The sequence below is a fragment of the Novosphingobium album (ex Liu et al. 2023) genome, assembly GCF_029076845.1.
In the GTDB taxonomy this organism is placed as follows: domain Bacteria; phylum Pseudomonadota; class Alphaproteobacteria; order Sphingomonadales; family Sphingomonadaceae; genus Novosphingobium.
Genome location: NZ_JARESE010000062.1, coordinates 222,187 through 244,185 on the forward strand (window position 1 = coordinate 222,187; position 21,999 = coordinate 244,185).

24 protein-coding genes are annotated in these 21,999 nt (G+C 66.6%); 15 read left to right on the forward strand and 9 right to left on the reverse strand.

What is annotated here, in order from left to right; all coding sequences use genetic code 11:
- The first annotated feature begins 49 nt into the window (after positions 1 to 49).
- Positions 50 to 1,045, forward strand: a complete 996-nt coding sequence (locus PYV00_RS18140; RefSeq protein ID WP_275229695.1) for a YihY/virulence factor BrkB family protein — start codon at positions 50 to 52, stop codon at positions 1,043 to 1,045.
- A 58-nt stretch (positions 1,046 to 1,103) separates the two neighbouring features.
- Here PYV00_RS18140 and PYV00_RS18145 read toward each other — a convergent pair whose 3' ends face one another.
- Genes PYV00_RS18145 through PYV00_RS18155 form a run of 3 tightly spaced genes read right to left on the reverse strand, consistent with a single transcriptional unit; the run spans position 1,104 to position 3,067 of the window.
- Positions 1,104 to 1,916, reverse strand: a complete 813-nt coding sequence (locus PYV00_RS18145; protein ID WP_428981654.1) for a kinase — start codon at positions 1,914 to 1,916, stop codon at positions 1,104 to 1,106.
- A complete protein-coding gene (locus PYV00_RS18150; protein WP_275229696.1) occupies positions 1,913 to 2,356 on the reverse strand; it encodes an MEKHLA domain-containing protein in 444 nt (147 codons plus the stop codon). The genes PYV00_RS18145 and PYV00_RS18150 overlap by 4 nt, the downstream gene beginning before the upstream one ends.
- Before the next feature lie 9 nt (positions 2,357 to 2,365).
- Complete coding sequence (locus PYV00_RS18155; protein ID WP_275229697.1) at positions 2,366 to 3,067, reverse strand: TetR/AcrR family transcriptional regulator; 702 nt, start codon at positions 3,065 to 3,067, stop codon at positions 2,366 to 2,368.
- Between the two features lie 189 nt (positions 3,068 to 3,256).
- Here PYV00_RS18155 and PYV00_RS18160 point away from each other — a divergent pair, with 189 nt between their 5' ends.
- Together PYV00_RS18160 and PYV00_RS18165 are read left to right on the forward strand one after the other, a co-directional pair.
- Positions 3,257 to 5,344, forward strand: coding sequence for a PQQ-dependent dehydrogenase, methanol/ethanol family (locus tag PYV00_RS18160; protein ID WP_275229698.1), 2,088 nt, complete (start codon positions 3,257 to 3,259; stop codon positions 5,342 to 5,344).
- Positions 5,345 to 5,479: 135 nt separating this feature from the next.
- Positions 5,480 to 6,313: a coniferyl-alcohol dehydrogenase gene (locus PYV00_RS18165; protein ID WP_275229699.1), complete on the forward strand. Its 834-nt coding sequence runs from the start codon at positions 5,480 to 5,482 to the stop codon at positions 6,311 to 6,313.
- 62 nt (positions 6,314 to 6,375) lie between these two features.
- On the opposite strand, the gene PYV00_RS18170 is transcribed toward PYV00_RS18165, so the two are convergent.
- On the reverse strand, positions 6,376 to 7,191 hold the full coding sequence (locus PYV00_RS18170) for an SDR family oxidoreductase (RefSeq protein ID WP_275229700.1): 816 nt from the start codon (positions 7,189 to 7,191) through the stop codon (positions 6,376 to 6,378).
- A gap of 117 nt (positions 7,192 to 7,308) precedes the next feature.
- On the opposite strand from PYV00_RS18170, the gene PYV00_RS18175 reads away from it, so the two are divergent.
- The 6 genes from PYV00_RS18175 to PYV00_RS18200 all read left to right on the forward strand — a co-directional run bounded on the left by PYV00_RS18175 (position 7,309) and on the right by PYV00_RS18200 (position 12,115).
- Positions 7,309 to 8,112 (forward strand): crotonase/enoyl-CoA hydratase family protein, encoded by an 804-nt coding sequence (locus PYV00_RS18175; protein WP_275229701.1) that lies wholly within the window; start codon positions 7,309 to 7,311, stop codon positions 8,110 to 8,112.
- A 57-nt stretch (positions 8,113 to 8,169) separates the two neighbouring features.
- Positions 8,170 to 9,474 (forward strand): 3,4-dihydroxy-2-butanone-4-phosphate synthase, encoded by a 1,305-nt coding sequence (gene ribB, locus PYV00_RS18180; protein ID WP_275229702.1) that lies wholly within the window; start codon positions 8,170 to 8,172, stop codon positions 9,472 to 9,474.
- 1 nt (position 9,475) lies between these two features.
- Positions 9,476 to 9,898: a 6,7-dimethyl-8-ribityllumazine synthase gene (gene ribH, locus PYV00_RS18185; RefSeq protein WP_275229703.1), complete on the forward strand. Its 423-nt coding sequence runs from the start codon at positions 9,476 to 9,478 to the stop codon at positions 9,896 to 9,898.
- Complete coding sequence (locus PYV00_RS18190; RefSeq protein WP_275229704.1) at positions 9,891 to 10,835, forward strand: aldo/keto reductase; 945 nt, start codon at positions 9,891 to 9,893, stop codon at positions 10,833 to 10,835. The genes ribH and PYV00_RS18190 overlap by 8 nt, the downstream gene beginning before the upstream one ends.
- A 308-nt stretch (positions 10,836 to 11,143) precedes the next feature.
- Positions 11,144 to 11,353, forward strand: a complete 210-nt coding sequence (locus PYV00_RS18195) for a hypothetical protein (protein ID WP_275229705.1) — start codon at positions 11,144 to 11,146, stop codon at positions 11,351 to 11,353.
- 201 nt (positions 11,354 to 11,554) lie between these two features.
- A complete protein-coding gene (locus tag PYV00_RS18200; protein WP_275229706.1) occupies positions 11,555 to 12,115 on the forward strand; it encodes a MarR family transcriptional regulator in 561 nt (186 codons plus the stop codon).
- Positions 12,116 to 12,296: 181 nt separating this feature from the next.
- On the opposite strand, the gene eno is transcribed toward PYV00_RS18200, so the two are convergent.
- The gene (gene eno / locus PYV00_RS18205; protein ID WP_275229707.1) at positions 12,297 to 13,583 is read right to left on the reverse strand and encodes a phosphopyruvate hydratase; all 1,287 of its coding nucleotides are present in this window, start codon (positions 13,581 to 13,583) and stop codon (positions 12,297 to 12,299) included.
- Between the two features lie 170 nt (positions 13,584 to 13,753).
- On the opposite strand from eno, the gene PYV00_RS18210 reads away from it, so the two are divergent.
- From PYV00_RS18210 to PYV00_RS18230, 5 genes are all read left to right on the forward strand, one after another.
- The gene (locus PYV00_RS18210) at positions 13,754 to 14,254 is read left to right on the forward strand and encodes a hypothetical protein (RefSeq protein WP_275229708.1); all 501 of its coding nucleotides are present in this window, start codon (positions 13,754 to 13,756) and stop codon (positions 14,252 to 14,254) included.
- Positions 14,255 to 14,283: 29 nt separating this feature from the next.
- The gene (locus PYV00_RS18215; RefSeq protein WP_275229709.1) at positions 14,284 to 14,667 is read left to right on the forward strand and encodes a phage holin family protein; all 384 of its coding nucleotides are present in this window, start codon (positions 14,284 to 14,286) and stop codon (positions 14,665 to 14,667) included.
- Entirely contained in the window at positions 14,664 to 14,990 is a 327-nt protein-coding gene (locus PYV00_RS18220; protein ID WP_275229710.1) for a hypothetical protein, read from the forward strand. The genes PYV00_RS18215 and PYV00_RS18220 overlap by 4 nt, the downstream gene beginning before the upstream one ends.
- The gene (locus tag PYV00_RS18225; protein WP_275229711.1) at positions 14,971 to 15,510 is read left to right on the forward strand and encodes a hypothetical protein; all 540 of its coding nucleotides are present in this window, start codon (positions 14,971 to 14,973) and stop codon (positions 15,508 to 15,510) included. The genes PYV00_RS18220 and PYV00_RS18225 overlap by 20 nt, the downstream gene beginning before the upstream one ends.
- Positions 15,511 to 15,578: 68 nt before the next feature.
- Complete coding sequence (locus tag PYV00_RS18230) at positions 15,579 to 15,803, forward strand: DUF4170 domain-containing protein (RefSeq protein WP_275229712.1); 225 nt, start codon at positions 15,579 to 15,581, stop codon at positions 15,801 to 15,803.
- A gap of 79 nt (positions 15,804 to 15,882) precedes the next feature.
- Here the strand turns inward: PYV00_RS18230 and greA are convergent, their stop codons facing one another.
- The 4 genes from greA to carA all read right to left on the reverse strand — a co-directional run bounded on the left by greA (position 15,883) and on the right by carA (position 21,387).
- The gene (gene greA / locus PYV00_RS18235) at positions 15,883 to 16,359 is read right to left on the reverse strand and encodes a transcription elongation factor GreA (RefSeq protein WP_275229713.1); all 477 of its coding nucleotides are present in this window, start codon (positions 16,357 to 16,359) and stop codon (positions 15,883 to 15,885) included.
- 105 nt (positions 16,360 to 16,464) lie between these two features.
- Entirely contained in the window at positions 16,465 to 19,788 is a 3,324-nt protein-coding gene (gene carB / locus PYV00_RS18240) for a carbamoyl-phosphate synthase large subunit (RefSeq protein WP_275229714.1), read from the reverse strand.
- Between the two features lie 40 nt (positions 19,789 to 19,828).
- Entirely contained in the window at positions 19,829 to 20,212 is a 384-nt protein-coding gene (locus PYV00_RS18245) for a hypothetical protein (protein WP_275229715.1), read from the reverse strand.
- A complete protein-coding gene (gene carA, locus PYV00_RS18250) occupies positions 20,209 to 21,387 on the reverse strand; it encodes a glutamine-hydrolyzing carbamoyl-phosphate synthase small subunit (protein WP_275229716.1) in 1,179 nt (392 codons plus the stop codon). The genes PYV00_RS18245 and carA overlap by 4 nt, the downstream gene beginning before the upstream one ends.
- A gap of 157 nt (positions 21,388 to 21,544) precedes the next feature.
- Between carA and PYV00_RS18255 the strand changes: the two genes are divergently transcribed.
- The gene (locus PYV00_RS18255) at positions 21,545 to 21,997 is read left to right on the forward strand and encodes a GatB/YqeY domain-containing protein (RefSeq protein WP_275229717.1); all 453 of its coding nucleotides are present in this window, start codon (positions 21,545 to 21,547) and stop codon (positions 21,995 to 21,997) included.
- Positions 21,998 to 21,999 lie beyond the last annotated feature (2 nt).

The following is a 21,999-nucleotide window of genomic DNA, read 5'->3' on the forward strand; positions in this document are numbered from 1 at the left end:
ACCTTTGCCGAGCAAAACGCCGGGCGCAACCGCCAATTCACCATGGGCCATGTCCAAACAGGCTTGGTTCCAGGTACTTAAGCGGCTCTGGGTGATGACCGGGTTTCATGAACTGGGGCTGCTGGCGGCCGGCGTCGCCTTCTTCACCTTCCTGGCGCTGACCCCGCTGATCGCCGCGACGGTGATGACTTATGGCCTGGTCGGCGATCCCGCTGCCGTGCAGCGCCAGATGCGCGCCATCGTCAAGGTCGTACCCGCCGACGCCGCGCGCCTGATCGAGCAGCAGCTGCTCCAGATCGTCAGCACCAGCACGGGCGTGACCGGCGTGGCGCTGGTGATCGCGCTGTTCTTCGCGGTCTATGGCGGGATGCGCGCGGCGAGCGGCATGATCAGCGCGCTCAACATCATCAACGAGGAACACGAATCGCGCGGCACGGTGACGCTCACCCTGCGCGCCGCCGGGCTGACGCTGGCGGCGATCCTGATCGCGCTGACCGGCGTGCTGAGCGGCGGCGTGTTCGCCTGGCTGCAGATACAGGCGGGCTATTACCTGGGAGATTCGACCGCGCTGCTGTTCAAGCTGCTCACCTGGACGGTGGCGATCCTGCTGGGCAGCGCCGGCTTCGCCCTCATCATGCGCTATGGGCCCGACCGGCGGCCGGCGAAGTGGCGCTGGCTGACGCCGGGCGCGCTGCTGGCGACCGTGCTGTGGATCGTGGTCTCGTTCGGCTTCTCGCTCTATGTCGCCTATATCACCGATTACAACGCGACGTACGGTTCGCTCTCGGCGATCGTCGTGTTCCTGATGTGGCTTTACCTGTCGGCCTATGCCGCCTTGCTGGGCGCGCTGCTCAATGCCGAGATTGAGCGGCAGACGATCCGCGACACCACCGTCGGCCCAGACCGGCCGCCGGGCGAGCGCGGCGCCTATCTCGCCGACCTGGTCGACGATGCCGTGCCGACGCTGGCCTCGCTGGAAAAGCGCCGCCGCCGCCACGCCGAACGCGCGCGGCGCAAGGCGGGCATGGCGAACGACGCGGGCTGAGAGTGATTTGCGAAATGCGCGGAAAGGCGCATTTCGGGGCGACACCGTGAGGCGCATTCTAAAACGACGGCCGCCGCTGCCGGTCCAGCCGGACAAGCAAGTCGGCGCGGCCGGGCATCTCGGCCAGGATGTGCCGCGTGATCCGTTCGTAGTGCTGGATGAACCGGGCGACCGCCGCGGCGTCCATCAGCCCCGGCGCATCCGGGCCGGCACGCGCGGCAAGATCACGCTCCTGTTCCAGACGCCAGTCGTGCACCACCGCGAAGTCCGGCGCGGCAAGCAGCACCAGCCGGTCGATCCGGGCGAAGAGCGCCTGGTATTCGCCGGCCAGCGCCGTGTTGGCATAGGCTCGCCAGATCCCGTCCGGGTCTTCGCCGGCTTCCAGCGCGTTGACCGGCACCGCCAGCGCTTCGACAGGCTGCGGGCGTGCGCCGACGCACCAGCCTTCGAGGATCAGCACCTGGCACCGCGCCGGCGCGAGCGGCCATTGCGCGCGCGGCAGGCGATCGTCGCTGGCCTTGTCGAACCGGGGCAGCGCGGCGGGCTCACCCCGCTCCAGCGCGGCGATCGTGGCAAGGCCCAGCGCGACGTCATGCGTTCCGGGCACCCCGCGCGTCGCCAGCAGCGGATGGACCGCGCGCGCCAACCCCTGCCGCTCCGCCCGCGTGCGATAGAGATCGTCGATCGACAGCGTGGCGACGGCGCGGCCCGCCGCTTGCAAGCCCGCTTCCAGCGCGCGCGCCAGCGTGGACTTGCCGCTGCCCTGCGCGCCGCAGATGCCGATCACCAGCGGACGGCGCACGATCGCGCCCAGGCCCTGATCGACCAGCGCCGCCAGCGCCTTGACCAGCGCGGCATCGGGGCCGCTCACGGCTGGAACGTCGCCGCCTGGCCATGGCGCAGCCCGGCCGCATCGACGAGATTCCACACCACCGCCCGCGCGATGCGGAACCGCCGGCCCGTCGCGCTGATGCGCACGCCGGCATAGTCGTCAATGAAGCCGTGCGCGCTCACGCGATCGAGCAGCGCCTGCCGCTCCTCGCGCAGCGGCGCCTCGGCCGAAAGGCGCGAGGGCATGGCGATGAAGCCGGCGACATCGCATTCGAAGCAGGCGAGCGCCTGGCGGTTGCCGAAGAAGAACACCGGGTCCGCCTCGGTCCCATGCGCGACCACGGCGCAAGGCGCCTGCCACAGCGCCGCCACCGGATCGTCGCTTGCCTCCACCAGCGGACGGCCGAGCAGCCGCGCGAAGCTCTCGGCGATCAGCGCGATCCGCCACGCACGCTCCGGCTCGCGATAGGCTTGCGGCACCTCCACTCCTCAGTCCAGCACGAGCGGGCGCGGGATCGCCTCGTCGCCGCGCCCGGCCGCGCGGATCGAGCGGAGCACGAAGCCGACATAGAAATCGCACAAGGCATCCAGCGAGTAATGCGCCATGGCGTCGATCGGCGATCCGTCCTCGTGCATGAACCAGTCGGCGCCGTTGGTGAGCATCCGCATGATCGTGGATATCGTCAGGTAACGGTCGATATCCGGGCGGAACACGCCCTCGGCGATGCCTTCCTCAAGGATCGCGACCCAAGCGTCGTAGGCCGCCTTGCGGGCCTGCATCAGATAGGCGAAATCGGCGCTGCGGCGGAAGAATTTCCGCTCGTTGAAGATGATCGTATAGGCTTCCAGCCGGCGGGTCAGCGCGCGCAGATCCTCCTGCACCAGCGTGACCAGCTTCTGCTCCGCGCCGGCGGCAAGCGCCGCGATCCGCAGCGATCGGTCACGCTGTTCCAGCGCGGCCTCGCGCACGATCTCGTCGAGGATCTCCTCCTTGGTGGCGAAGTGGTGATAGAGGCTGCCGGATAGCACGTGCACGTCATCGGCGATCTGGCGCACGGTGGTGGCCCCGAAGCCGAATTCGGCGAAGCGGCGCGAGGCGGCGGCCAGGATCAGGTCACGGCGATCGGCGCCCGCCACGTTGCCGGATCGGGCATTGCGCCCCGCCCGTGCCTTCGATCCCCGTTCCGCCACTCTGGTTTCCGCCTCCCGCCGCGCCCGCCCCCGATGACCGTCCTCTAGAGTTTAATCGACGCAGGTGGAAGCGGCACCGGCCGCCAGGCGCCAAAGGCACATTCCATGCCCGACCTAGGCGTTACGATTTACATTGGCTCAAAACAGACTAGAGAATCGCGTCAACAAGCATTGGGGAGAGAAGATCGCATGTCGCGCAAGTTCGTGCCCATCCTCGCGGCCGCCGCCATCGCGCTGATCGCGGCCGGTCCCACGATGAACGCCGTCGCCGCATCGCAAAAGGCCGTGGGCGCGGGTGACGACTGGCCGGCGGTGGGCGGCGGGTTCGACGAGACCGGCTATTCGCGCCTGGCCCAGATCGACGCCGCCAATGCCGGCAAGCTGGGGCTGGCCTGGTCGCTCGACCTGCCGGGCGAAGTGACGCTGGAGGCGACCCCGCTCGAAGTGGGTGGCGTGGTCTATTTCACCGGCAGCTATGCCAAGGTCTACGCGGTCGATGCCGCGACCGGCAAGCAACTGTGGACTTACGATCCCGAAGTCTGGAAGCACCATCCCGACAAGATGCATTTCTCGTTCGGCGCCAATCGCGGCATGGCTTACGAGAACGGCAAGGTCTTCGCCGCCGCGCTCGACGGGCGGATCTTCGCGCTCGATGCGAAAACCGGCAAGGAACTGTGGATCGCCGAATCGATCCCGCCCGGCGCCTTCAACATCAGCACCGGCGCGCCGCGCGTGATGAACGGCAAGGTCATCATCGGCAATGGCGGCGCCGATTTCGGCGCGCGCGGCTTCGTCACCGCGTTCGACGCCAATACCGGCAGGCAGCTCTGGCGCTTCTACACCGTGCCGGGCACGCCCGACCAGAACCGGGGCGACCCGGCGATGGAGGCCGCCGCGAAATCGTGGGGAGCAAACTTCACCGCGGCCACCGGCGGCGGCGGCACCGTGTGGAACGGCATCACGTTCGATCCCGAACTGAACCGCGTCTATATCGGCGCGGGCAATGCCGGCCCCTATGATCCGCAGAAGCGCGATCCGGCCGGGGGCGATGATCTCTATACCTCCAGCATCGTCGCGCTGGATGCCGATACCGGCAAGTATATCTGGCACTATCAGGAAAATCCCCGCGATTCCTGGGACTACAAGGCGACTCCCAATATCGTCACCGCCACGCTGACGATCGACGGCAAGCCGCGCGACGTCATCCTCCATGCACCGACCAACGGCTTTCTCTATGTCATCGACCGCAGGACCGGCAAAGTGATCTCGGCCGGCGGCACCACGGTGATCACCTGGGCCAAGGGCATCGACCTGAAGACCGGCCGCCCGATCGAGGAGCCGGACATCCGCTATGAAACCGGACTTACCAAAATCTGGCCGGGCACCGTGGGTGGGCACAACTGGCAGGCGATGAGCTTCAGCCCGAAGACCGGCCTCGTCTACATCCCGGTCCAGCAGATCGGCGCGCGCTTCTCGCGCGAGGGTGGCTCGGAGAATGCCTTCAACGTCATGGGCCTGATGCTGGAGCCGATCGTCGAGCAGGAAGGCGATGGCCACGGCTATCTCGTCGCGTGGAATCCGGTGACGCAGCAGCAGGCCTGGCGCGTGCGGCACAAGGGGCTGTGGAACGGCGGCACGCTCGCCACGGCCGGCGGGCTGGTGTTCCAGGGCACGGCCGACGGTTTCCTGCGCGCGTTCGACGGCGTGACCGGCAAGGAAGTGTGGAAGTTCGACGCCGGGCTCGGCATCATCGGCGCACCGATCAGCTACAGCCTGGGCGGCAGGCAGTATGTCTCGGTCCTGGTCGGCTATGGCGGCACCACTTCGGCCTATGGGCACTTCATGGACATGGGCTACAAGTATGGCCTGCAGCCGCGCCGGCTGCTGACTTTCGCGCTGGACGGCAAGCAGAGCCTGCCCGCCAGCCCGCCGCCCAACTTCGTGGTGAGCGCGCTGGACGATCCCGACTACAAGCTGGTCGAGGCCGACGTGCAGGCGGGCCGCGCGCTGTCGATCCGCTGCGCCGCCTGCCACGGCGTCGGCCTGCAGGCGACCGGCACGCCGGGGCCGGATCTGCGGGAATCGGCCATCGCGCTCAATCTCGACAGCTTCAGCACGCTGCTCAAGACCGGCGCCCTGATCGAGCGCGGGATGCCGCGCTTCGACATGCTGAGCGACGACGAGATCCGCCAGCTTCACGCCTATGTCCGCGCCAAGGCGCGCGAGGCATTGGGCAAGCGCGCGAAGGAAGCCAATGCCCCCATGCCGCGCATGTGAGGGGCCCCGTGCATCGCCGCGGCGATGAGGCGAATTGACGGTTGATGGCCTGGCGGCGCGCGGCATAGCTAGCCGCCCTCGGCTACGCGGATTTCCAGGCCATTGGGCAGCGTTCGAGAGAGGAAGGACCACGAGATGAGCGATATTCTGGGATACAAGGGCAAGCGCGTTATCGTCAGCGGCTGCTTTTCCGGCATGGGCGAGGCGACGGCGAAGATCCTGCTCGATCTCGGCGCCGAGGTGCACGGCTTCGACTACAAGGAGGTGGCGCTGCCGCTGGCCTCGTTCAACCAGATCGACTTGCGCGATCCCGCCTCGATCGAAGCGGGCGTGGCGGCGGTCGGCGGCAAGGTCGATTGCCTGTTCAACTGCGCCGGCCTTCCCGGCGGCGGCGGCTTCCCGCCGATCGACACGATGAAGGTCAACTTCCTGGGCACCCGCCACCTGACCGAACAGGTCATCCCGCTGATGGGCGACAAGGGCGCGATCATCTCGATCGCTTCCACCGGCGGCCTGGGCTGGAGCCGCCGCATCCCGGTGCACATGCAGCTTCTGGCGACGCAGGGCTTCCAGGCCGGCCTCGAATGGTGCGAGGCGAACATGGACCAGGTTTCCGAAGGCTATGCCTTCTCCAAGGAAGCGGTGATCGTCTGGACCCAGTACATGGGCGCGCACCTGATCAAGCGGGGCATCCGCATCAACTGCTCGCTGCCCTCGCCCACGCAGACGCCGATGATGGCGACCTTCCACGCCACCTCGGGCAAGGACGTGGTCGATGCCGCCGCCGAGCCGCTCGGCCGCTATACCACGCCCGCGGAACAGGCCGGCCCGCTGGTGCTGATCAACAGCGACGCGGCCGCGGTGGTCAACGGCATCGTCCTGCCGGTCGATGGCGGCTTCATGGGCGGGCTGGCCACTGGCCAGGTCGATATCAGCAAGATGATGGGCGCCGCCCGGCAGAACGCCTGAGGCCCCGGCTTACGCCAGTCCGCTTCCCCTCTCGCGCCGCGCGAGAGGGGAAGCGCCCCCGGTCAGACTTTCGGGATGCCCAGCGCCGCCAGCGCGCCGCCATCGACGATGATGTCGCAGCCGGTGACGAAGCCGGCGCGCGGGCCGCACAGGAACACCGCCACCGCCGCCAGTTCCGCCGGCCGGCCCAGGCGCGCCAGCGCCGACTGTTCCAGCATGTGCTGGACTTGCGGGTTCATTTCGTCGGTCATCATCGGCGTGTCGATGAAGCCCGGAGACATCGACACGATCCGCGCCCCGCGCTCGCCGAAGCGGCGCGCCTCGCGCTGCGCGATCGCGCGGACCGCGCGCTTGGACAGCGGATAGGCCGCCTCGCTGCTCGGCGCCAGCGACACGAGCCGCGCGGCGGGCGCATCCGGCAACGGCCCGACGAAAGCGGCATCCGCCTCGGGCGAGATCGAGAAATAGCTCGCCATCGAGGCGAACAGCACCACGCCGCCGCGCGCGTTCATCAGCGGCTGGATCGCATCGACCAGCATGACCGTGGCATCGAGGTTGATTTCCAGCAGCCGCTGCGCCCCGCACATATGCGGAGAGACCCCGGCGGTGTGGATCATCGCGCCGATGCCCTTGCCGGCCACCGCGGCCGTCAGCGCGGACCAGAATTCCGGCGCGGTCACTTCGCCGGCCAGCACCGAAACCGTCGCGCCCGCCGCGCGCAGCGGCTCGGCCACGGCTTCGAGCCGGGCCTCGTCAAGATCGCACAGCAGCAGCTCGGGCCAGCCGTCCTCGGCCAGCAGCCGCGCGCATTCGCGGCCCATGCCGCCCGCCGCGCCCGTCACGATCGCCACGCCATCGGCGCGCATCCATTCCGACATTCCCGTCTCCCTTGTCGATTGGTCCGGCGCATGACTTCCCGGTGGCGCGGCGCGCGTCAAGGCTTGTGGTGCAGGGGCGCAAGCGCTTATGGCCCGGGCTGCAAAGGAGGTCCCGACTTGTCAGACGCGGTACTTTACGAGGCGGACGGCGAAGGCATCGTCACGCTCACGCTCAACCGGCCCGAGATGCGCAATCCCATTTCCGACCCGGAAATGGTCGAGGCGCTGATCGCCGCGCTGGCCCGGCTCGAAAGCGATCCGGCGGCGCGCGTCGCCATCCTCACCGGCGCGGGCAAGGGCTTTTCCTCGGGCGGGAACATCCACGAGATGAAGCCGGGCGGCAATCTCAACACCGGCTCGCCCGCCGCCACGAGGCTGGCCTACAAGCGCGGCATCCAACGCCTGCCGCTGGCCTTCGCGGCGCTGGAAGTGCCGGTGATCGCCGCAGTCAACGGCGCGGCGATGGGCGCGGGCTGCGACCTGACCTGCATGTGCGACTTGCGCATCGCGGGCGAAAGCGCGCGGTTCGCCGAAAGCTTCGTCAAGCTGGGCCTGATCGCCGGCGATGGTGGATCGTGGCTGCTGCCGCGCGTGATCGGCTGGTCGAAAGCGGCGGAAATGGCGCTGACCGGCGACATGATCGACGCTGCCGAAGCGCTCGCCTGCGGGCTCGTCTCGCAAGTCGTGCCCGATGCCGGCCTGATGGACGCGGCGCGCGCGCTGGCCCGCCGCATCGCCGCCAACCCGCCACACGCCGTGCGCATGACCAAGCGGCTGCTGTGGGAAGGCCGCCGCAGCGATCTGGCCACCTTGCTCGAAATGGCCTCGGCCATGCAGGCGGCGGCCCATGCCACGGGCGATCACGCCGAAGCGGTCGATGCCTTCCTGGAAAAGCGGGCGCCCGCCTTTCGTGGCACTTGAATTTCGATGTGATCAGTTCATATCACCCTCACATCTTAATGTGGGAGTAAGCGAGTCGTGGCAGTCGATGTGATCGAGAGAGTTCGCAAGCTGGTCAGCGAAGGCGGCATGAGCAAGTCCGGGCTGGCCCGCGCCGCCGGCCTTCACGCCAATACCCTGCGCGATTGCACCGAGCCTGACTGGAACCCCACGGCCGAAACGCTCGGCAAGCTGGAACGCGCGCTGTTTTCCAACGATGACCGGCAAGTGCTCGTGCCGATCGAGGAAATCATCGACGAAGCGCGCAACGGCCGCATGTTCATCCTGGTCGATGACGAGGATCGCGAGAACGAAGGCGATCTCATCATCCCCGCGCAGATGGCGACGCCAGCCGCGATCAACTTCATGGCGACGCATGGGCGCGGCCTGATCTGCCTTTCGCTGACGCAGGAACGCTGCGAACTGCTCGGCCTCGAACCGATGAGCCGCAACAACCGCACCCGGCACGAAACCGCCTTCACCGTCTCGATCGAAGCGCGCGAGGGCGTCACCACCGGGATTTCCGCCGGCGACCGCGCGCGCACCATCAGCGTGGCGATCGACGGCACCAAGGGCCGTGACGATATCGTCACCCCCGGCCACGTCTTCCCGCTCCAGGCACGCCCCGGCGGCGTGCTGGTCCGCGCCGGGCATACCGAGGCGGCGGTCGACATCTCGCGGCTTGCCGGGCTCAATCCCTCGGGCGTGATCTGCGAGATCATGCGCGATGACGGCACGATGGCGCGGATGGAAGACCTCGTCTCCTTCGCCCGCCTGCACGACCTGAAGATCGGCACGATCCGCGATCTCATCGCCTATCGCCGCAAGCATGACCGCATGGTGGAAAAGAAGGCCGACCTGGTGTTCGACAGCCGCTATGGCGGCCAGTGGACCGCGCGGACCTATTTCAACAAGGCCACCGGCGACGAGACGATGACGCTGATCAAGGGCCGGGTCGATCAGGACGGCCCCACCCTGGTGCGGATGCACACGCTTTCGATCTTCGCCGACATCCTGGGCGAGGACCAGGGCGATCGCGCCGACCTGCTGCATCGTTCGATGGAGATCATCGCCGAGGCCGGCTCGGGCGTGATCGTGCTGATCAACCGGCCGATGAACCGGCTCATGTCCCGCACGATCGACATCAAGCAACGCGTGCGGGCGGGCGAAAACCCCGATCTGGAGGAGCTGCGCGATTATGGCGTGGGCGCCCAGATCCTCGCCGAACTCGGCATCCATGACATGGTGCTGCTGACCAATACCCACCATTCGCTTGTCGCGCTGGAGGGATACGGCCTCAATATCGTCGGCGAACGGCCGATCGCCCCAAGGGAGAATACGTGACATGGCCAGGTTCCTGATCGTCGAGGCACGATTTTACGATCATCTCAATGACATGCTGATCGCCGGCGCCAGGGCGGCGCTGAAGGCGGCCGGGCACAAGGCGGACGTCATCACCGTTCCGGGCGCGCTCGAGATTCCCGGCGCGCTCGCGCTGGCCGACGAGTCCGAGCAATACGACGGCTATGTCGCCATCGGCGCGGTCATTCGCGGCGAGACCTATCATTTCGAGATCGTCGCGGGCGAAAGCGCGCGCGGGATCATGGCGCTGACGATGGACGGGCTTGCCATCGGCAACGGCGTGCTTACCGTGGAAAACGAAGCGCAGGCGATCGTCCGCGCCGATCCGAACCAGAAGGACAAGGGCGGGGAAGCGGCCAAGGCAGCCATGGCCCTGCTGGAATTGAGGGAGCGCTTTGGTGGCTGAAACGATCGCGGTCGATCATCCGGCACTGGGCGGGATTCGTCTCGTCTTCGGCGGAAACGTGTTTGGCTGGACGATCGACCGCGACCGCAGCTTTGCCGTGCTCGATGCCTTCTACGAGGCCGGCGGGCGCATGATCGACACCGCCGACGGCTATTCCTCGTGGGTGCCGGGCAACAAGGGCGGCGAATCCGAAACGATCATCGGCCAATGGCTGGAAAGCCGGGGCGTGCGCGCGCAGATGCGCATCGCCACCAAGACCGGCCAGGGCGGCCCGCCCGGCGCGCTCCAGCCGGAGAAGGTCGCCGCCGCGCTCGAAGCCTCGCTCGAACGGCTGCGCACCGATTATGTCGATCTCTACTATGCCCACCGCGACGATCTGACGACCCCGCTCGACGAAGTGGTGTCGGCCTATGACGCCGCCTTCCGCTCGGGCAAGGCGCGCGAACTGGGCGCCTCGAACTACACCGCCGCGCGCCTCGCCGAGATCCTCGACGTGGCCGACCGGCAGGGCGCGCGCGGCTACAGCGTGGTGGAGCCGCTCTACAACCTGGTGGCCCGCGATGAGTACGAAGGGCCGCTGCAAGCGCTGTGCCTGGCGCGGAACATCGCCGTCCTGCCCTATTACGGGCTCGCCTCGGGCTTCCTCACCGGCAAGTACCGCGCGGCCAGCGACTGGGCGGGCTCGACCCGCGCCCATGCGCTGAACGAAGCGGCCGCGAACGGCGGCTGGGCGGTGCTGGCCGTGCTCGATGCGATCGCCGCCGAAACCGGCGCGACGCCGGCGCAGATCGCGCTTGCCTGGATCAATGCCAAGCCCGGCATCGCCGCGCCGCTGGCCAGTGCGACCACCCCGGCCCAGCTTGCCGATCTGGTCGGCGCGGTCTCGCTGGTGCTGTCCGCCGACCAGATCGAAAGACTCGACCGGGCAGCCGGCTGATCCGGTCCCGATAAGCCCGGACCATGCCGGACGGCCCTCCCCGGATCGGCGCACCTGTGAAAAACACGGTTTTGACAAAACGGGCATGATGTCAAAAAATACGCGTTTCGACGCGGTTTTTCGCATTTCCGGGCAAGTCCCTACAGCGTTCCCCAACAGGACAAACGCAATTTTGGCGTTCCATTCGTCACGAAATTCTGTAGCGGCGGATTCGTCCCTTCCGATTTGCATCGGAATCGGATAGTTTTAAAAGATAATATCAGCGCCATGCCGAAGCGCGGCGGACATGGCTTACATTGGGTCGTCATATGACCGGGGAGCCACTGGCCTCCTCAGGGTCGGAGAAATCGCGCGTGATCTCGAACGTCGATGTGCAGGTTCTGGTCAAGGACATGTCTCAAAAGATCAAGCTGCTGGAGGAAGCGGAAGCGCATGTCGCGGCCGCGCACATGGAAGCAGCCATCGAAGCCCTGTACAGACAGTTCAACATGGAACGAAATCCCTCCGAATTCGAGTAAGCTTAACGCGACGATTCGCGAGAAACGTGCTCTTTTTCATTCTCGTTCGAAACCGGTTATCCCCCTCTTATGGGAACAATCGTCAGCCCTTGGCTTGACGAGTGGAGAGGGATTTACAACCGCGACGATGCGAATGGGGCACGCGCGGCCAGGCTCCACTCCGTATGCTCAGTTCGGCCGATTGCCTGGTGCCAATTCCGCATGGACAGAGCCAATCAGATCATGCGCAACCGCGCAAAGGCCAGCCGGCTGATCGGGATCGCCAACGAATTGCTCGCCATGGCCCGCGATCTGGAATTCGCCGCATCGGGCGAAAGCGATGCCACGATCACCCCGATCCGGCAGACCAAGGTGGAAAAGGCGAAATCCGGCCAGGACCATCCGGTCTGGGTGGAACTCGCCCGCCAGACTTACGAAGACCGGCGCCGCCGCTCCAAGATCTTCAAGAGCGAGGAGCTTTTCGGCGAACCGGCCTGGGACATCATGCTCGACCTGTTCGTCGCCGCCAAGGAACGCCGCCGCGTCTCGGTGACGAGCGCCTGCATCGGCTCGGCCGTTCCTTCCACCACGGCGCTGCGCTGGATCGCCATCCTCGAACGCGAAGGACTGCTGCTGCGCGAAGCCGATCCGAGCGACGCCCGCCGCGTCTACGTCAAGCTCAGCACGCGCGGCTATTCGGCCATGCTGGAATATTTCTCGCAATCGAGCCGCTCGGTCATCCTGCTCGACGAACATTCGGAAGAAGCCGTCTCGGGCAGCTGAGCACGGCGCCGGGCGCGGCCTTGCGCCTCTCGCCCGGCATGTCTCACCTTGCTTTGGCCACGGCACAAGCCTGTGGCCTCAGCTTGTGGCCTCGATGGCGCCCCGAACGAGGCCATCGTATTGATCGGCGAAGACGGACAAAGGCCGGCGCCGTGCCGGCCCTATATCGCGAAGTGAGCGATCAGCCGCCCAGGCGGCCGAACGCGGCAGGCCCGGCATATTGCGCCGCGTCGCCCAGTTCTTCCTCGATGCGGATGAGCTGGTTGTACTTGGCCAGCCGGTCGGACCGCGCCAGCGAGCCGGTCTTGATCTGCCCGCAATTGGTCGCGACCGCGAGATCGGCGATCGTCGCATCCTCGGTCTCGCCCGAACGGTGCGACATCACCGCCGTGTAGCCGGCGCGCTGGGCGATCGAGACCGCTTCCAGCGTCTCGGTCAGCGAACCGATCTGGTTCACCTTCACCAGCAACGAATTGGCCAGACCCTGGCCGATGCCCATCGTCAGGCGCTTGGGATTGGTGACGAACAGGTCATCGCCGACGAGTTGGACCTTGTCGCCGATCCTGGCGGTCAGCGCCGCCCAGCCCACGAAATCATCCTCGCCCATGCCATCCTCGATCGAGCGGATCGGATAGGCGCCGGCCAGGTCGGCCAGATAGTCGGCCATGGCTTCGGGGCTGAGCGACAGCCCCTCGCCGCTGATCTCGTACTTGCCGTCGCGGAAGAACTCGGTCGCGGCGCAATCGAGCGCCAGGGCCACTTCGCTGCCGGGCTTGAAGCCCGCCTTCTCGATCGAGGCCATGATGAAATCGAGCGCGTCGCGCGTGCTGGCCAGGTTCGGGGCAAAGCCGCCCTCGTCGCCCACCGCCGTGGCCAGGCCCTTTTCGGCCAGGCCCTTTTTCAGCGTGTGGAAGATCTCAGATCCCCAGCGCACCGCTTCGGCCAGGCTGGGCGCGCCCACCGGCATGATCATGAATTCCTGAAAATCGATCGGGTTGTCAGCATGTTCACCGCCATTGATGATGTTCATCATCGGCACGGGCAGAACATGCGCGGAAACCCCGCCGATATAGGCATAGAGCGGCAGGCCGCGCGCGTTCGCCGCCGCCTTGGCCACCGCCAGGCTGGCGCCCAGGATCGCGTTGGCGCCCAGCCGGCCCTTGTTCTCGGTCCCGTCGAGGGCGATCATCCTGAGGTCCAGGTCGCGCTGGTCTTCGGCGTCCATGCCGACAAGCTCTTCGGCGATCTCGCCGTTCACCGCCTCGACCGCCTTGAGCACGCCCTTGCCGAGATAGCGCCCCTTGTCGCCATCGCGCAGTTCCACCGCCTCGTGCGCGCCGGTCGAAGCGCCCGAGGGCACCGCGGCGCGGCCAAAGCTGCCGTCTTCCAGCAGGACATCGACTTCGACGGTCGGATTGCCGCGACTGTCGAGGATTTCCCGGCCATGGATATCGATGATCGCAGTCATTTCGCTCAGACTCCTGAAAATGGGGCCGCACGCCCGGCGTCCGGTTGCCTTAGCAGGGGAACTTTCGCAGGCAAGTTGCGTTGCAGCAATAACGCGCAAGTTATGTTACTCTTTGCGCACAACGCCTATATGGGAACCATCCCGCAAGGGGCCATCAGGAGGACAGGATTATGGACGAAACCACTGCGTCCGCGGAACCCGGCAGCGAAGCGGCCAAGAATCACTTCACCAAGGCGATGGAAGAGGCCAAGGCCGGCGCCCAGGCCCTGGGCAAGGAAGCGCAGGCCCGCGCCGAGGAATATCGCGAGAAGCTGAACGAAGCCAAGGAAGGCTGGTCCAGCGAAGCCAAGGCCAAGTCCGGCGAGGCCAAGGAAATGGCCTTCTCCTTCGCCAACGAAGGCAAGGCCAGGACCAGTCAGGCGCTGACTGGCCTGGGCAAGATGATCGAGGACAACGCCGGCCTGATCGACGAGAAGGTCGGCCCCAAATATGGCGAGTACGCGCGCGGTGCCGCCCGATCGATCCACGACGCGGCCGGCCGGCTCGATGAGAAGAGCCTTGACGAGCTGGGCGAGGACGCCAGGGAATTCGTCCGGCAAAGCCCTGCCCTCGCGGTCGGGCTCGCGGCGGCGGCGGGTTTCCTGCTCGCCCGGGTCTTCCGGGGGAAGTGAGCCTTGCCTGACGTTCCAGCACGATCGCGATGAACACGGAACCCCCGGTCGTCGCGGCCGAACGGGAAGATGCGGCGGATCGTTCGCTTCAGGACGATCTGCGTCTTCTCGCGGCGGACGCGCGCGCCTTTGCCGAAGCGGAGCTTGCCTTCCAGAAATCGCGCGCGGCTTTTGCCGGGGGCGAGATCCGGGGCATCGCCATCCTGGGCGTGGCGGCGGCGGTATTCCTGTTCTTCGCGGTGATGGCGCTGGTCGTCGGGCTGGTCATCGCACTGGCCCCGGTGCTGACGCCCTGGGGATCGACCGCGGTGGTCACTTGCGGGCTGCTGGCGGTGACGATCGGCTGCGTGGCCGTTGCCGCCCGGCGCTGGAAACGCATGATGGCGATCATCTCGATTGACGAGCGGGGATGATGGGCACCCACGCGCAGCAGGTTCTGGCGGACAAGGCCGCGCGCAAGGCCGCGCGCGATGCCCTGGATACGCGGCTGGCCCGGATGAAGGCGGATCTGGAGACGCGCGGCCTGGCCGGGCGGATCGCCGATGAAGTGAGCGAGCGGGCCCGCGTGGTGATCGACGAGGCCGTCGACGTCGCGGAGGCCCACCCCGGCGTGATCGGGGGAACCATTGCCGCACTGGCGCTTTGGTTGCTCAGGCACCCGCTCATAGCCCTGATCGCATATCTGTTCGATCGGGCCGGAACAGAGGAACAGGACGATGGTGACGGAAACGAATAGCCCGGACCCGGCCGCACAGGGCCAGAAACCGCAGACTTCCACCAATGTCGTGGCCTTGCCGGTGCGGCCCGAGCCGCGCCCGTCGGACAAGGTGGTGGCTTTCGTGAAGCAGCATCCGGTGCTGACGATCGCCGGCGGCCTTGCGGTCGGCGCGGCGGCGGCGGCGCTGCTCAACCGGCGCGGCACGCGCAAGCTGGCCGTGCGTGCCTTCGAACTTGCCGAACTGGCGGGAACGGCCGCGCTGATGCTGGGCCGCGAGAGCTGGGACAAGGCGGAAACCGCCGGATCGGGCGCGCGGCGCCAGGCCGGGATCATTGCCGGACAAGCCGAAAAGCTGGGTGAAGCCGCGGCGCATCGGGCCGAGCGACTCGGCGCCAGCGCCTGGGAAAAGGCCGGTGCGCTGGGCCACGCCGCGCGTGAGCAATCGAGCCGCTGGATCGGCTATCCCCGGCCCGCGCCCTCGCTGGGCCGGCGGATTGCTGAAAAAGCTGTCGAATTCGCCACGCGCGGGCGCCACTGACCCTTGCGGTTCGCACATGCGAAATACTAGATAAGGCCATCTCCCACCCAGGAAATGGCCCTATCTCTATGCAAAAGCTTCACCTTGTCATGGGCGGGCGCGTGAAAGATCCGCGCAGCCACGAATTCGTCGATCTGAACAACCTCGATCTCGTCGGGGTGTTTCCCGATTTCGCCTCGGCCGAAGATGCCTGGCGCGCCAACGCGCAGCGCACCGTGGACGATGCGGAGATGAAGTATGTGATCGTGCACTTGCACCGGCTGCTCGAACCGCACCTGCCCGATACGCACTGAGCGCAGCAGGCACCCGCCAGACAGGAAAGGCCGGCGATCACGCCGGCCTTTCTGCTTTTGGGGCCGCCAAAGCGACCGATCAGATGAATTCGATCTTCTCGATCGAATAGAACTTGTCGCCCGAAGGCACGGTGACTTCGATCTCTTCGTCCACCTTGCGGCCGATCAGCGCCTTGCCCAGCGGCGAGTTGTAGCTGATCCGCCCGACCCGGGCATCGGCCTCGTAAGGGCCGACGATCTGGTAACGCACCGGCTTCTCGTCATCGTCGAGCAGCGTGACGGTGGCCCCGAAAATCACCTTGTCGCCCGAAAGCGAGGCCGGATCGATGATCTGGGCGCGGCTGATCTTGTCCTCAAGGTCGGCGATCGTCGCCTCGACCTGGCCCTGACGCTCCTTGGCGGCATGATATTCGGCGTTTTCCGACAGGTCGCCATGCGCCCGCGCTTCCTCGATCGCATCGACGATGCGCGGGCGTTCCTCGCGCAGCGCCTTGAGATCCGCGGTCAGCCGTTCATAGCCTTCCGCAAGCATCGGCAGCTTTTCGACACTGGCCATTTTTCTTGTCTATCCTCCTGCTGCCCGCCCCGTGTGACTAGAAGACCGTCCGGCCCCGCAAGGGGACGGGCGATCTCTCACGATGTGGGGAGGCAAAGATCGATGTCACCTATAATAATCTTGTAACGAGCGCACTTCAAGCTGGCTGGCACGCATTGCCGCGATCGCCTGGCTGGCGGCATGGCTGGCGGCGGCGGTGGTGAAGTAGGGCACCTTGGACGTCAGCGCCGATCGCCGGATCGATTGCGAGTCCTTCAGGCTCTGCCAGCCCTCGGTGGTGTTGAAGATCAGCGCGATCTCGCCATCGACGATCTTGTCGACGATATGCGGGCGCCCTTCGGCCACCTTGTTCACCCGTTCGACCGGCAAGCCGGCATCGGCGAGGTACTTCTGCGTGCCGGCGGTGGCGATGATGCGGAAGCCCTGCTTCACCAGTTCGCGCACCGCGAGCAGGATCTGCGCCTTGTCGCTGTTCTTGACCGAGACGAACACCGTGCCGCCCGCCGGCAGCAGCATCCCCGCGCCAAGCTGGGCCTTGAGGAAGGCGGTGGGGAAATCATCGGCGATCCCCATCACTTCGCCGGTAGATTTCATCTCGGGGCTGAGCACCGGATCGACGCCGGGGAAGCGCGAGAAGGGGAACACCGCTTCCTTCACCGCCATGTAGTCCAGCTCGCGCTTGAACGGCGGGAAGGTGGACAGCATCTCGCCGGCCATGACGCGCGCGGCGATCTTCGCCACCGGCTGGCCGATCGCCTTGGCGACGAACGGCACGGTGCGGCTGGCGCGCGGGTTCACCTCGATCAGGTAGACCTCGCCGTCCTTCACCGCGAACTGCACGTTCATCAGCCCGCGCACGCCCAGCGCCAGCGCCAGCGCCACGGCCTGGCGCTCCATCTCGGCGACGATGTCGGGAGAGAGGCTGTAGGGCGGCAGCGTGCAGGCGCTGTCGCCCGAATGGATGCCGGCTTCCTCGATATGCTGCATCACGCCCGCGATTTCGACTTGCGTGCCATCGCACAGCGCATCGACATCGCATTCGATCGCATCGCGCAGATACTGGTCGATCAGCACCGGGCTGTCGCCCGAAACCTGCACGGCGGTGGCGATGTAGTCGTCGAGCTGCTGCTCGGAATCGACGATCTCCATGGCCCGGCCGCCCAGCACGTAGCTGGGGCGCATCAGCACCGGATAGCCGATCCGGTTGGCCACCGCGACCGCCTCGTCGCGGCTGCGGGCAATGCCGTTGGCCGGCTGGCGCAGAGCGAGCTTTTCCACCAGCGCGGCGAAACGCTCGCGATCCTCGGCCAGGTCGATCGCATCGGGCGAGGTGCCCAGGATCGGGATGCCCGCCTCTTCCAGCGCGGCCGCCAGCTTGAGCGGGGTCTGCCCGCCGAACTGGACGATCACGCCCACCAGCTCACCGTTCTGCTGCTCCACGCGCAGGATCTCCAGCACGTCCTCGGCGGTCAGCGGTTCGAAATAGAGGCGGTCGGACGTGTCGTAGTCGGTCGAGACGGTCTCGGGATTGCAGTTGACCATGATCGTCTCGAACCCGGCTTCGTCGAGCGCGAAGCAGGCGTGGACGCAGCAATAGTCGAACTCGATACCCTGCCCGATCCGGTTCGGGCCGCCGCCCAGGATCACGATCTTGCGCCGGTCGGAAGGCATGGCCTCGTCCTCCGCCGCGCCGAAGAACGGCGCTTCATAGGTCGAGTACATATACGGCGTCACCGCCTCGAACTCGGCGGCGCAACTGTCGATCCGCTTGAACACCGGATAGACGCCCAGCTTGTGGCGCAGCGCGCGCACTTCGTCCTCGCTGGTGGCGCCGGCCATCGCGCGCAAGGCATCGTGCAGCAGGCCCGAGCGCTTCGCCTGGGTCTCGCCCAGCCCGCCCGCGACATGGATCGAGCGGACCGCCAGCGTGGCGAGCCGCTTGTCGGAAAAACCCATCGCCTTGAGCCGGCGCAGCGCCTGCGCATCGCGCGGCAGGCCATCACGCATCAGCCTGGCTTCCTCGGCGATGATCTCGGCGATGTGGCGCAGGAACCACGGATCGTAATGCGTGATCGCGTGGATCTCCTCTACCGAGAAGCCCTCGCGCATGGCCTGCGCGGCGATCAGCAGCCGGTCGGGCGTGGCCTTGGACAGCGCGGCGGTGATCGTGTCATGCCCCGCCCCTTCCAGCTCGGGCACGCGGTTGAACCCGTCGAGCCCGGTTTCCAGCCCGCGCAGCGCCTTTTGCAGCGATTCCTTGAAGTTGCGGCCGATCGCCATGACTTCGCCGACCGATTTCATCGCGGTCGACAGCACCGGCTCGGCTCCCTTGAACTTCTCGAAGGCGAAGCGCGGGATCTTGGTGACGACGTAGTCGATCGTCGGCTCGAAGCTCGCGGGCGTGGCGCCGGTGATCTCATTGGTGATCTCGTCGAGCGTGTAGCCGACCGCCAGCTTGGCCGCGACGCGCGCGATGGGAAAGCCCGTCGCCTTCGAGGCCAGCGCCGAGGAGCGCGAGACGCGCGGGTTCATCTCGATCACGATCAGCCGCCCGTCCTTCGGGTTGACTGCGAACTGTACGTTCGAACCACCTGTTTCCACGCCGATTTCACGCAGCACGGCAATGCTGGCCGAGCGCATGATCTGGTATTCCTTGTCAGTCAGCGTCAGCGCCGGGGCGACCGTGATCGAATCGCCGGTGTGCACGCCCATCGGATCGACGTTCTCGATCGAGCAGATGATGATGGCGTTGTCGTGCCGGTCGCGCACGACTTCCATCTCGTATTCCTTCCAGCCGAGCAGCGATTCCTCGATCAGCACTTCGGTGGTGGGCGAGGCATCGAGGCCGGAGCGCACGATCTGCTCGAACTCCGCCTTGTTGTAGGCCACGCCGCCGCCGGTGCCGCCCAGCGTGAAGCTGGGCCGGATGATCGAGGGCAGCCCGGTGCGTTCCAGCACCGCGAAAGCCTCTTCCAGCGAATGAGCGACGCCCGAGCGGGCGGATTCGAGGCCGATCCTGTCCATCGCCTCGCGGAAGCGCTGGCGGTCCTCGGCCTTGTCGATCGCATCGGCATCGGCGCCGATCATGGTGACGCCGTACTTCTCCAGCGTGCCGTCATTGAACAGCGCCAGCGCGCAATTGAGCGCGGTCTGCCCGCCCATCGTCGGCAGCAGCGCGTCGGGCCGCTCCTTCTCGATGATCCGGGTGACGATTTCAGGGGTGATCGGCTCGATATAGGTCGCGTCGGCCATGTCCGGGTCGGTCATGATCGTCGCCGGGTTGGAATTGACCAGGACGACGCGATAGCCTTCTTCCCTCAGCGCCTTGATCGCCTGCGTCCCCGAATAATCGAACTCGCAAGCCTGGCCGATGATGATCGGGCCGGCACCGATGACGAGGATCGAGGAAATGTCTGTGCGTTTGGGCATGAAGCTGAACTGCCTTGGGTATCGAGTGATGCGGTCGTCGTCAGGCGGCAAGGCCGGCGAAAGTCTTTTCCCAGAATTCGGGCCCTTCGGCGCGGGCCTGCGCGATGATCGGATCGCTGGCCTGCATGTCCTGGATCACGGTCTTGAACATGTCAGCCTGGAACTGGTGCATGGAGCCGCCGTATTCGCCCTCCTTGGTCGACCAGGCGCCGCGTTCGAGCATGGCGTCGATGAACAGCTTGCCGACCGCCTTGGCGTGCGCGCGGACTTTCGGGCCGAACTTGCGCACCGCGATCGAGACCTTGTCCTCGAAGATCAGCAGCAGTTCGCCGTAGGGATAGAACCGCGGCGCGACGCTGAGATCGCCGGCCGGCCCGGCGAGGTAATAGGCCAGGATCGTCTTCTCCAGCTCAGATTGGCTCATTTCATCATCTCCACGAACTTTTCGAACAGATAGAAGCTGTCCTGCGGGCCGGGGCTCGCCTCGGGATGGTATTGCACGCCGAAGGCGCGCTTGCCGCGAATGGCGATGCCGCAATTGGTGCCGTCGAACAGCGAGACGTGGGTTTCCTCGATCGCGTCGGGCAGGCTCACGTTATCGACCGCGAAACCGTGGTTCATCGAGGTGATCTCGACCACGTCGTCGGCCAGCCGCTTGACCGGGTGATTGGCGCCGCGATGGCCCTGGAACATCTTGGCGGTGGTTCCCCCGGCGGCCAGCGCGAGCATCTGGTGGCCCAGGCAAATACCGAAGACGGGGATGTCGCGTTCGAGCAGGCCCTGGATCACCGGCACGGCATAGGCGCCGGTCGCCGCCGGATCGCCCGGACCGTTCGACAGGAACACGCCCGCCGGCTCGAGCGCCAGCACGGCATCGAGCGGCGTTTCGGCCGGCACCACGGTGACGCGCGCGCCGGCCTTCACCAGATTGCGGAAAATATTGTCCTTCGCGCCGTAATCGATCGCCACGACGTGCGGCCGGGGATCGTGCGCGCTGCGGCCATAGCCCTTGCCCAGCGTCCAGGTGGAGCCTTCCCAGTCCTGCGCGGTCTGGCGGCTGACCAGCTTGGCCAGGTCCATGCCTTCCAGCCCCGGCCAGTCGCGCGCGCGCTTGAGCAGCGCGGGCACATCGAACTTGCCGGCGGGATCGTGCGCGATCACCGCGTTCGGCGCGCCGGCCATGCGGATCCGCCGCGTCAGCGCGCGCGTGTCGATGCCGGCCAGGCCGATCTTGCCCTTGCTGGCCAGCCACGGGCCGAATTCCCCGCGCGAGCGGAAGTTGGACGCCAGCGTCACATCCTCGCGCACCACGCAGGCCACCGCGCCGTCGACCCGCGATTCGAGGTCTTCGTCGTTGATGCCGACATTGCCGATGTGCGGGAAGGTGAACGTGACGATCTGCGCCGCATAGGACGGATCGGTCATCACTTCCTGATAGCCGGTCATCGCGGTGTTGAAGCAGACTTCGCCCACCGCCTCGCCCACGGCGCCGAAGCCGCGCCCCCACAGGACATGCCCGTCGGCCAGCACGAGCACGCCGGTGGCGCCCTCTGGTTTGGGGGCCGGTTTGGGCGCGTGCGAAAGTGCGGCGTCGGCCATGGGGGTCGCTCCGTTTACGGCGTTCAGACAATAAGTGCTAAGGCCCAGCGGCTAGACAGCCTTGTGCACCGCGTCAAGGCGCCGAGGTGGAAAATGCCGCGCACCTAGCCTACTTTTGCCGGATCATACCGCAAACACCTCGGGAAGTCAGGAAAACATGATCCGCGATTCGATCAAGGCCGCGCAAATCGCGGCGATGAAAGCCGGCGACAAGCCGCGTCTGGGCGCCCTCCGGCTGATGCTCGCCAAGCTGAAGGACCGCGACATCGAACTGCGTACCGCCGCGCAAGTGCCCGACGACGATACGCTGGTGGTCGAAGTCCTGCAGAAGATGGCCAAGCAGCGCCGCGAATCGATCCAGCTCTTCGAGGAAGGCGGCCGTGCCGAACGCGCCGCCGAGGAGCGCGCCGAACTGGCCGTGATCGAGGAATTCCTGCCCGCGCAGATGGGCGAGGACGAGACGATGGCCGCGATCGCGGCGATCAAGGCCGAAACCGGCGCCGCCAGCCTCAAGGACATGGGCAAGGTCATGGCCGAGCTGAAAGCCCGCCACGGCAGCCAGCTTGACATGAGCAAGGCCAGCGGGCTGGTGAAAGCGGCGCTGGCCTGAGC

What these genes read in the sequence shown, in the direction of transcription:
- PYV00_RS18140 (WP_275229695.1), top strand. Translation starts at nt 50, where the DNA reads ATGTCCAAACAGGCTTGGTTCCAGGTACTTAAGCGGCTCTGGGTGATG.
- PYV00_RS18160 (WP_275229698.1), top strand. Translation starts at nt 3,257, where the DNA reads ATGTCGCGCAAGTTCGTGCCCATCCTCGCGGCCGCCGCCATCGCGCTG.
- PYV00_RS18165 (WP_275229699.1), top strand. Translation starts at nt 5,480, where the DNA reads ATGAGCGATATTCTGGGATACAAGGGCAAGCGCGTTATCGTCAGCGGC.
- PYV00_RS18170 (WP_275229700.1), bottom strand. Translation starts at nt 7,191, where the DNA reads ATGTCGGAATGGATGCGCGCCGATGGCGTGGCGATCGTGACGGGCGCG.
- ribH (WP_275229703.1), top strand. Translation starts at nt 9,476, where the DNA reads ATGGCCAGGTTCCTGATCGTCGAGGCACGATTTTACGATCATCTCAAT.
- PYV00_RS18195 (WP_275229705.1), top strand. Translation starts at nt 11,144, where the DNA reads ATGACCGGGGAGCCACTGGCCTCCTCAGGGTCGGAGAAATCGCGCGTG.
- PYV00_RS18200 (WP_275229706.1), top strand. Translation starts at nt 11,555, where the DNA reads ATGGACAGAGCCAATCAGATCATGCGCAACCGCGCAAAGGCCAGCCGG.
- eno (WP_275229707.1), bottom strand. Translation starts at nt 13,583, where the DNA reads ATGACTGCGATCATCGATATCCATGGCCGGGAAATCCTCGACAGTCGC.
- PYV00_RS18210 (WP_275229708.1), top strand. Translation starts at nt 13,754, where the DNA reads ATGGACGAAACCACTGCGTCCGCGGAACCCGGCAGCGAAGCGGCCAAG.
- PYV00_RS18215 (WP_275229709.1), top strand. Translation starts at nt 14,284, where the DNA reads ATGAACACGGAACCCCCGGTCGTCGCGGCCGAACGGGAAGATGCGGCG.
- PYV00_RS18220 (WP_275229710.1), top strand. Translation starts at nt 14,664, where the DNA reads ATGATGGGCACCCACGCGCAGCAGGTTCTGGCGGACAAGGCCGCGCGC.
- PYV00_RS18225 (WP_275229711.1), top strand. Translation starts at nt 14,971, where the DNA reads ATGGTGACGGAAACGAATAGCCCGGACCCGGCCGCACAGGGCCAGAAA.
- PYV00_RS18230 (WP_275229712.1), top strand. Translation starts at nt 15,579, where the DNA reads ATGCAAAAGCTTCACCTTGTCATGGGCGGGCGCGTGAAAGATCCGCGC.
- greA (WP_275229713.1), bottom strand. Translation starts at nt 16,359, where the DNA reads ATGGCCAGTGTCGAAAAGCTGCCGATGCTTGCGGAAGGCTATGAACGG.
- carB (WP_275229714.1), bottom strand. Translation starts at nt 19,788, where the DNA reads ATGCCCAAACGCACAGACATTTCCTCGATCCTCGTCATCGGTGCCGGC.
- PYV00_RS18245 (WP_275229715.1), bottom strand. Translation starts at nt 20,212, where the DNA reads ATGAGCCAATCTGAGCTGGAGAAGACGATCCTGGCCTATTACCTCGCC.
- carA (WP_275229716.1), bottom strand. Translation starts at nt 21,387, where the DNA reads ATGGCCGACGCCGCACTTTCGCACGCGCCCAAACCGGCCCCCAAACCA.
- PYV00_RS18255 (WP_275229717.1), top strand. Translation starts at nt 21,545, where the DNA reads ATGATCCGCGATTCGATCAAGGCCGCGCAAATCGCGGCGATGAAAGCC.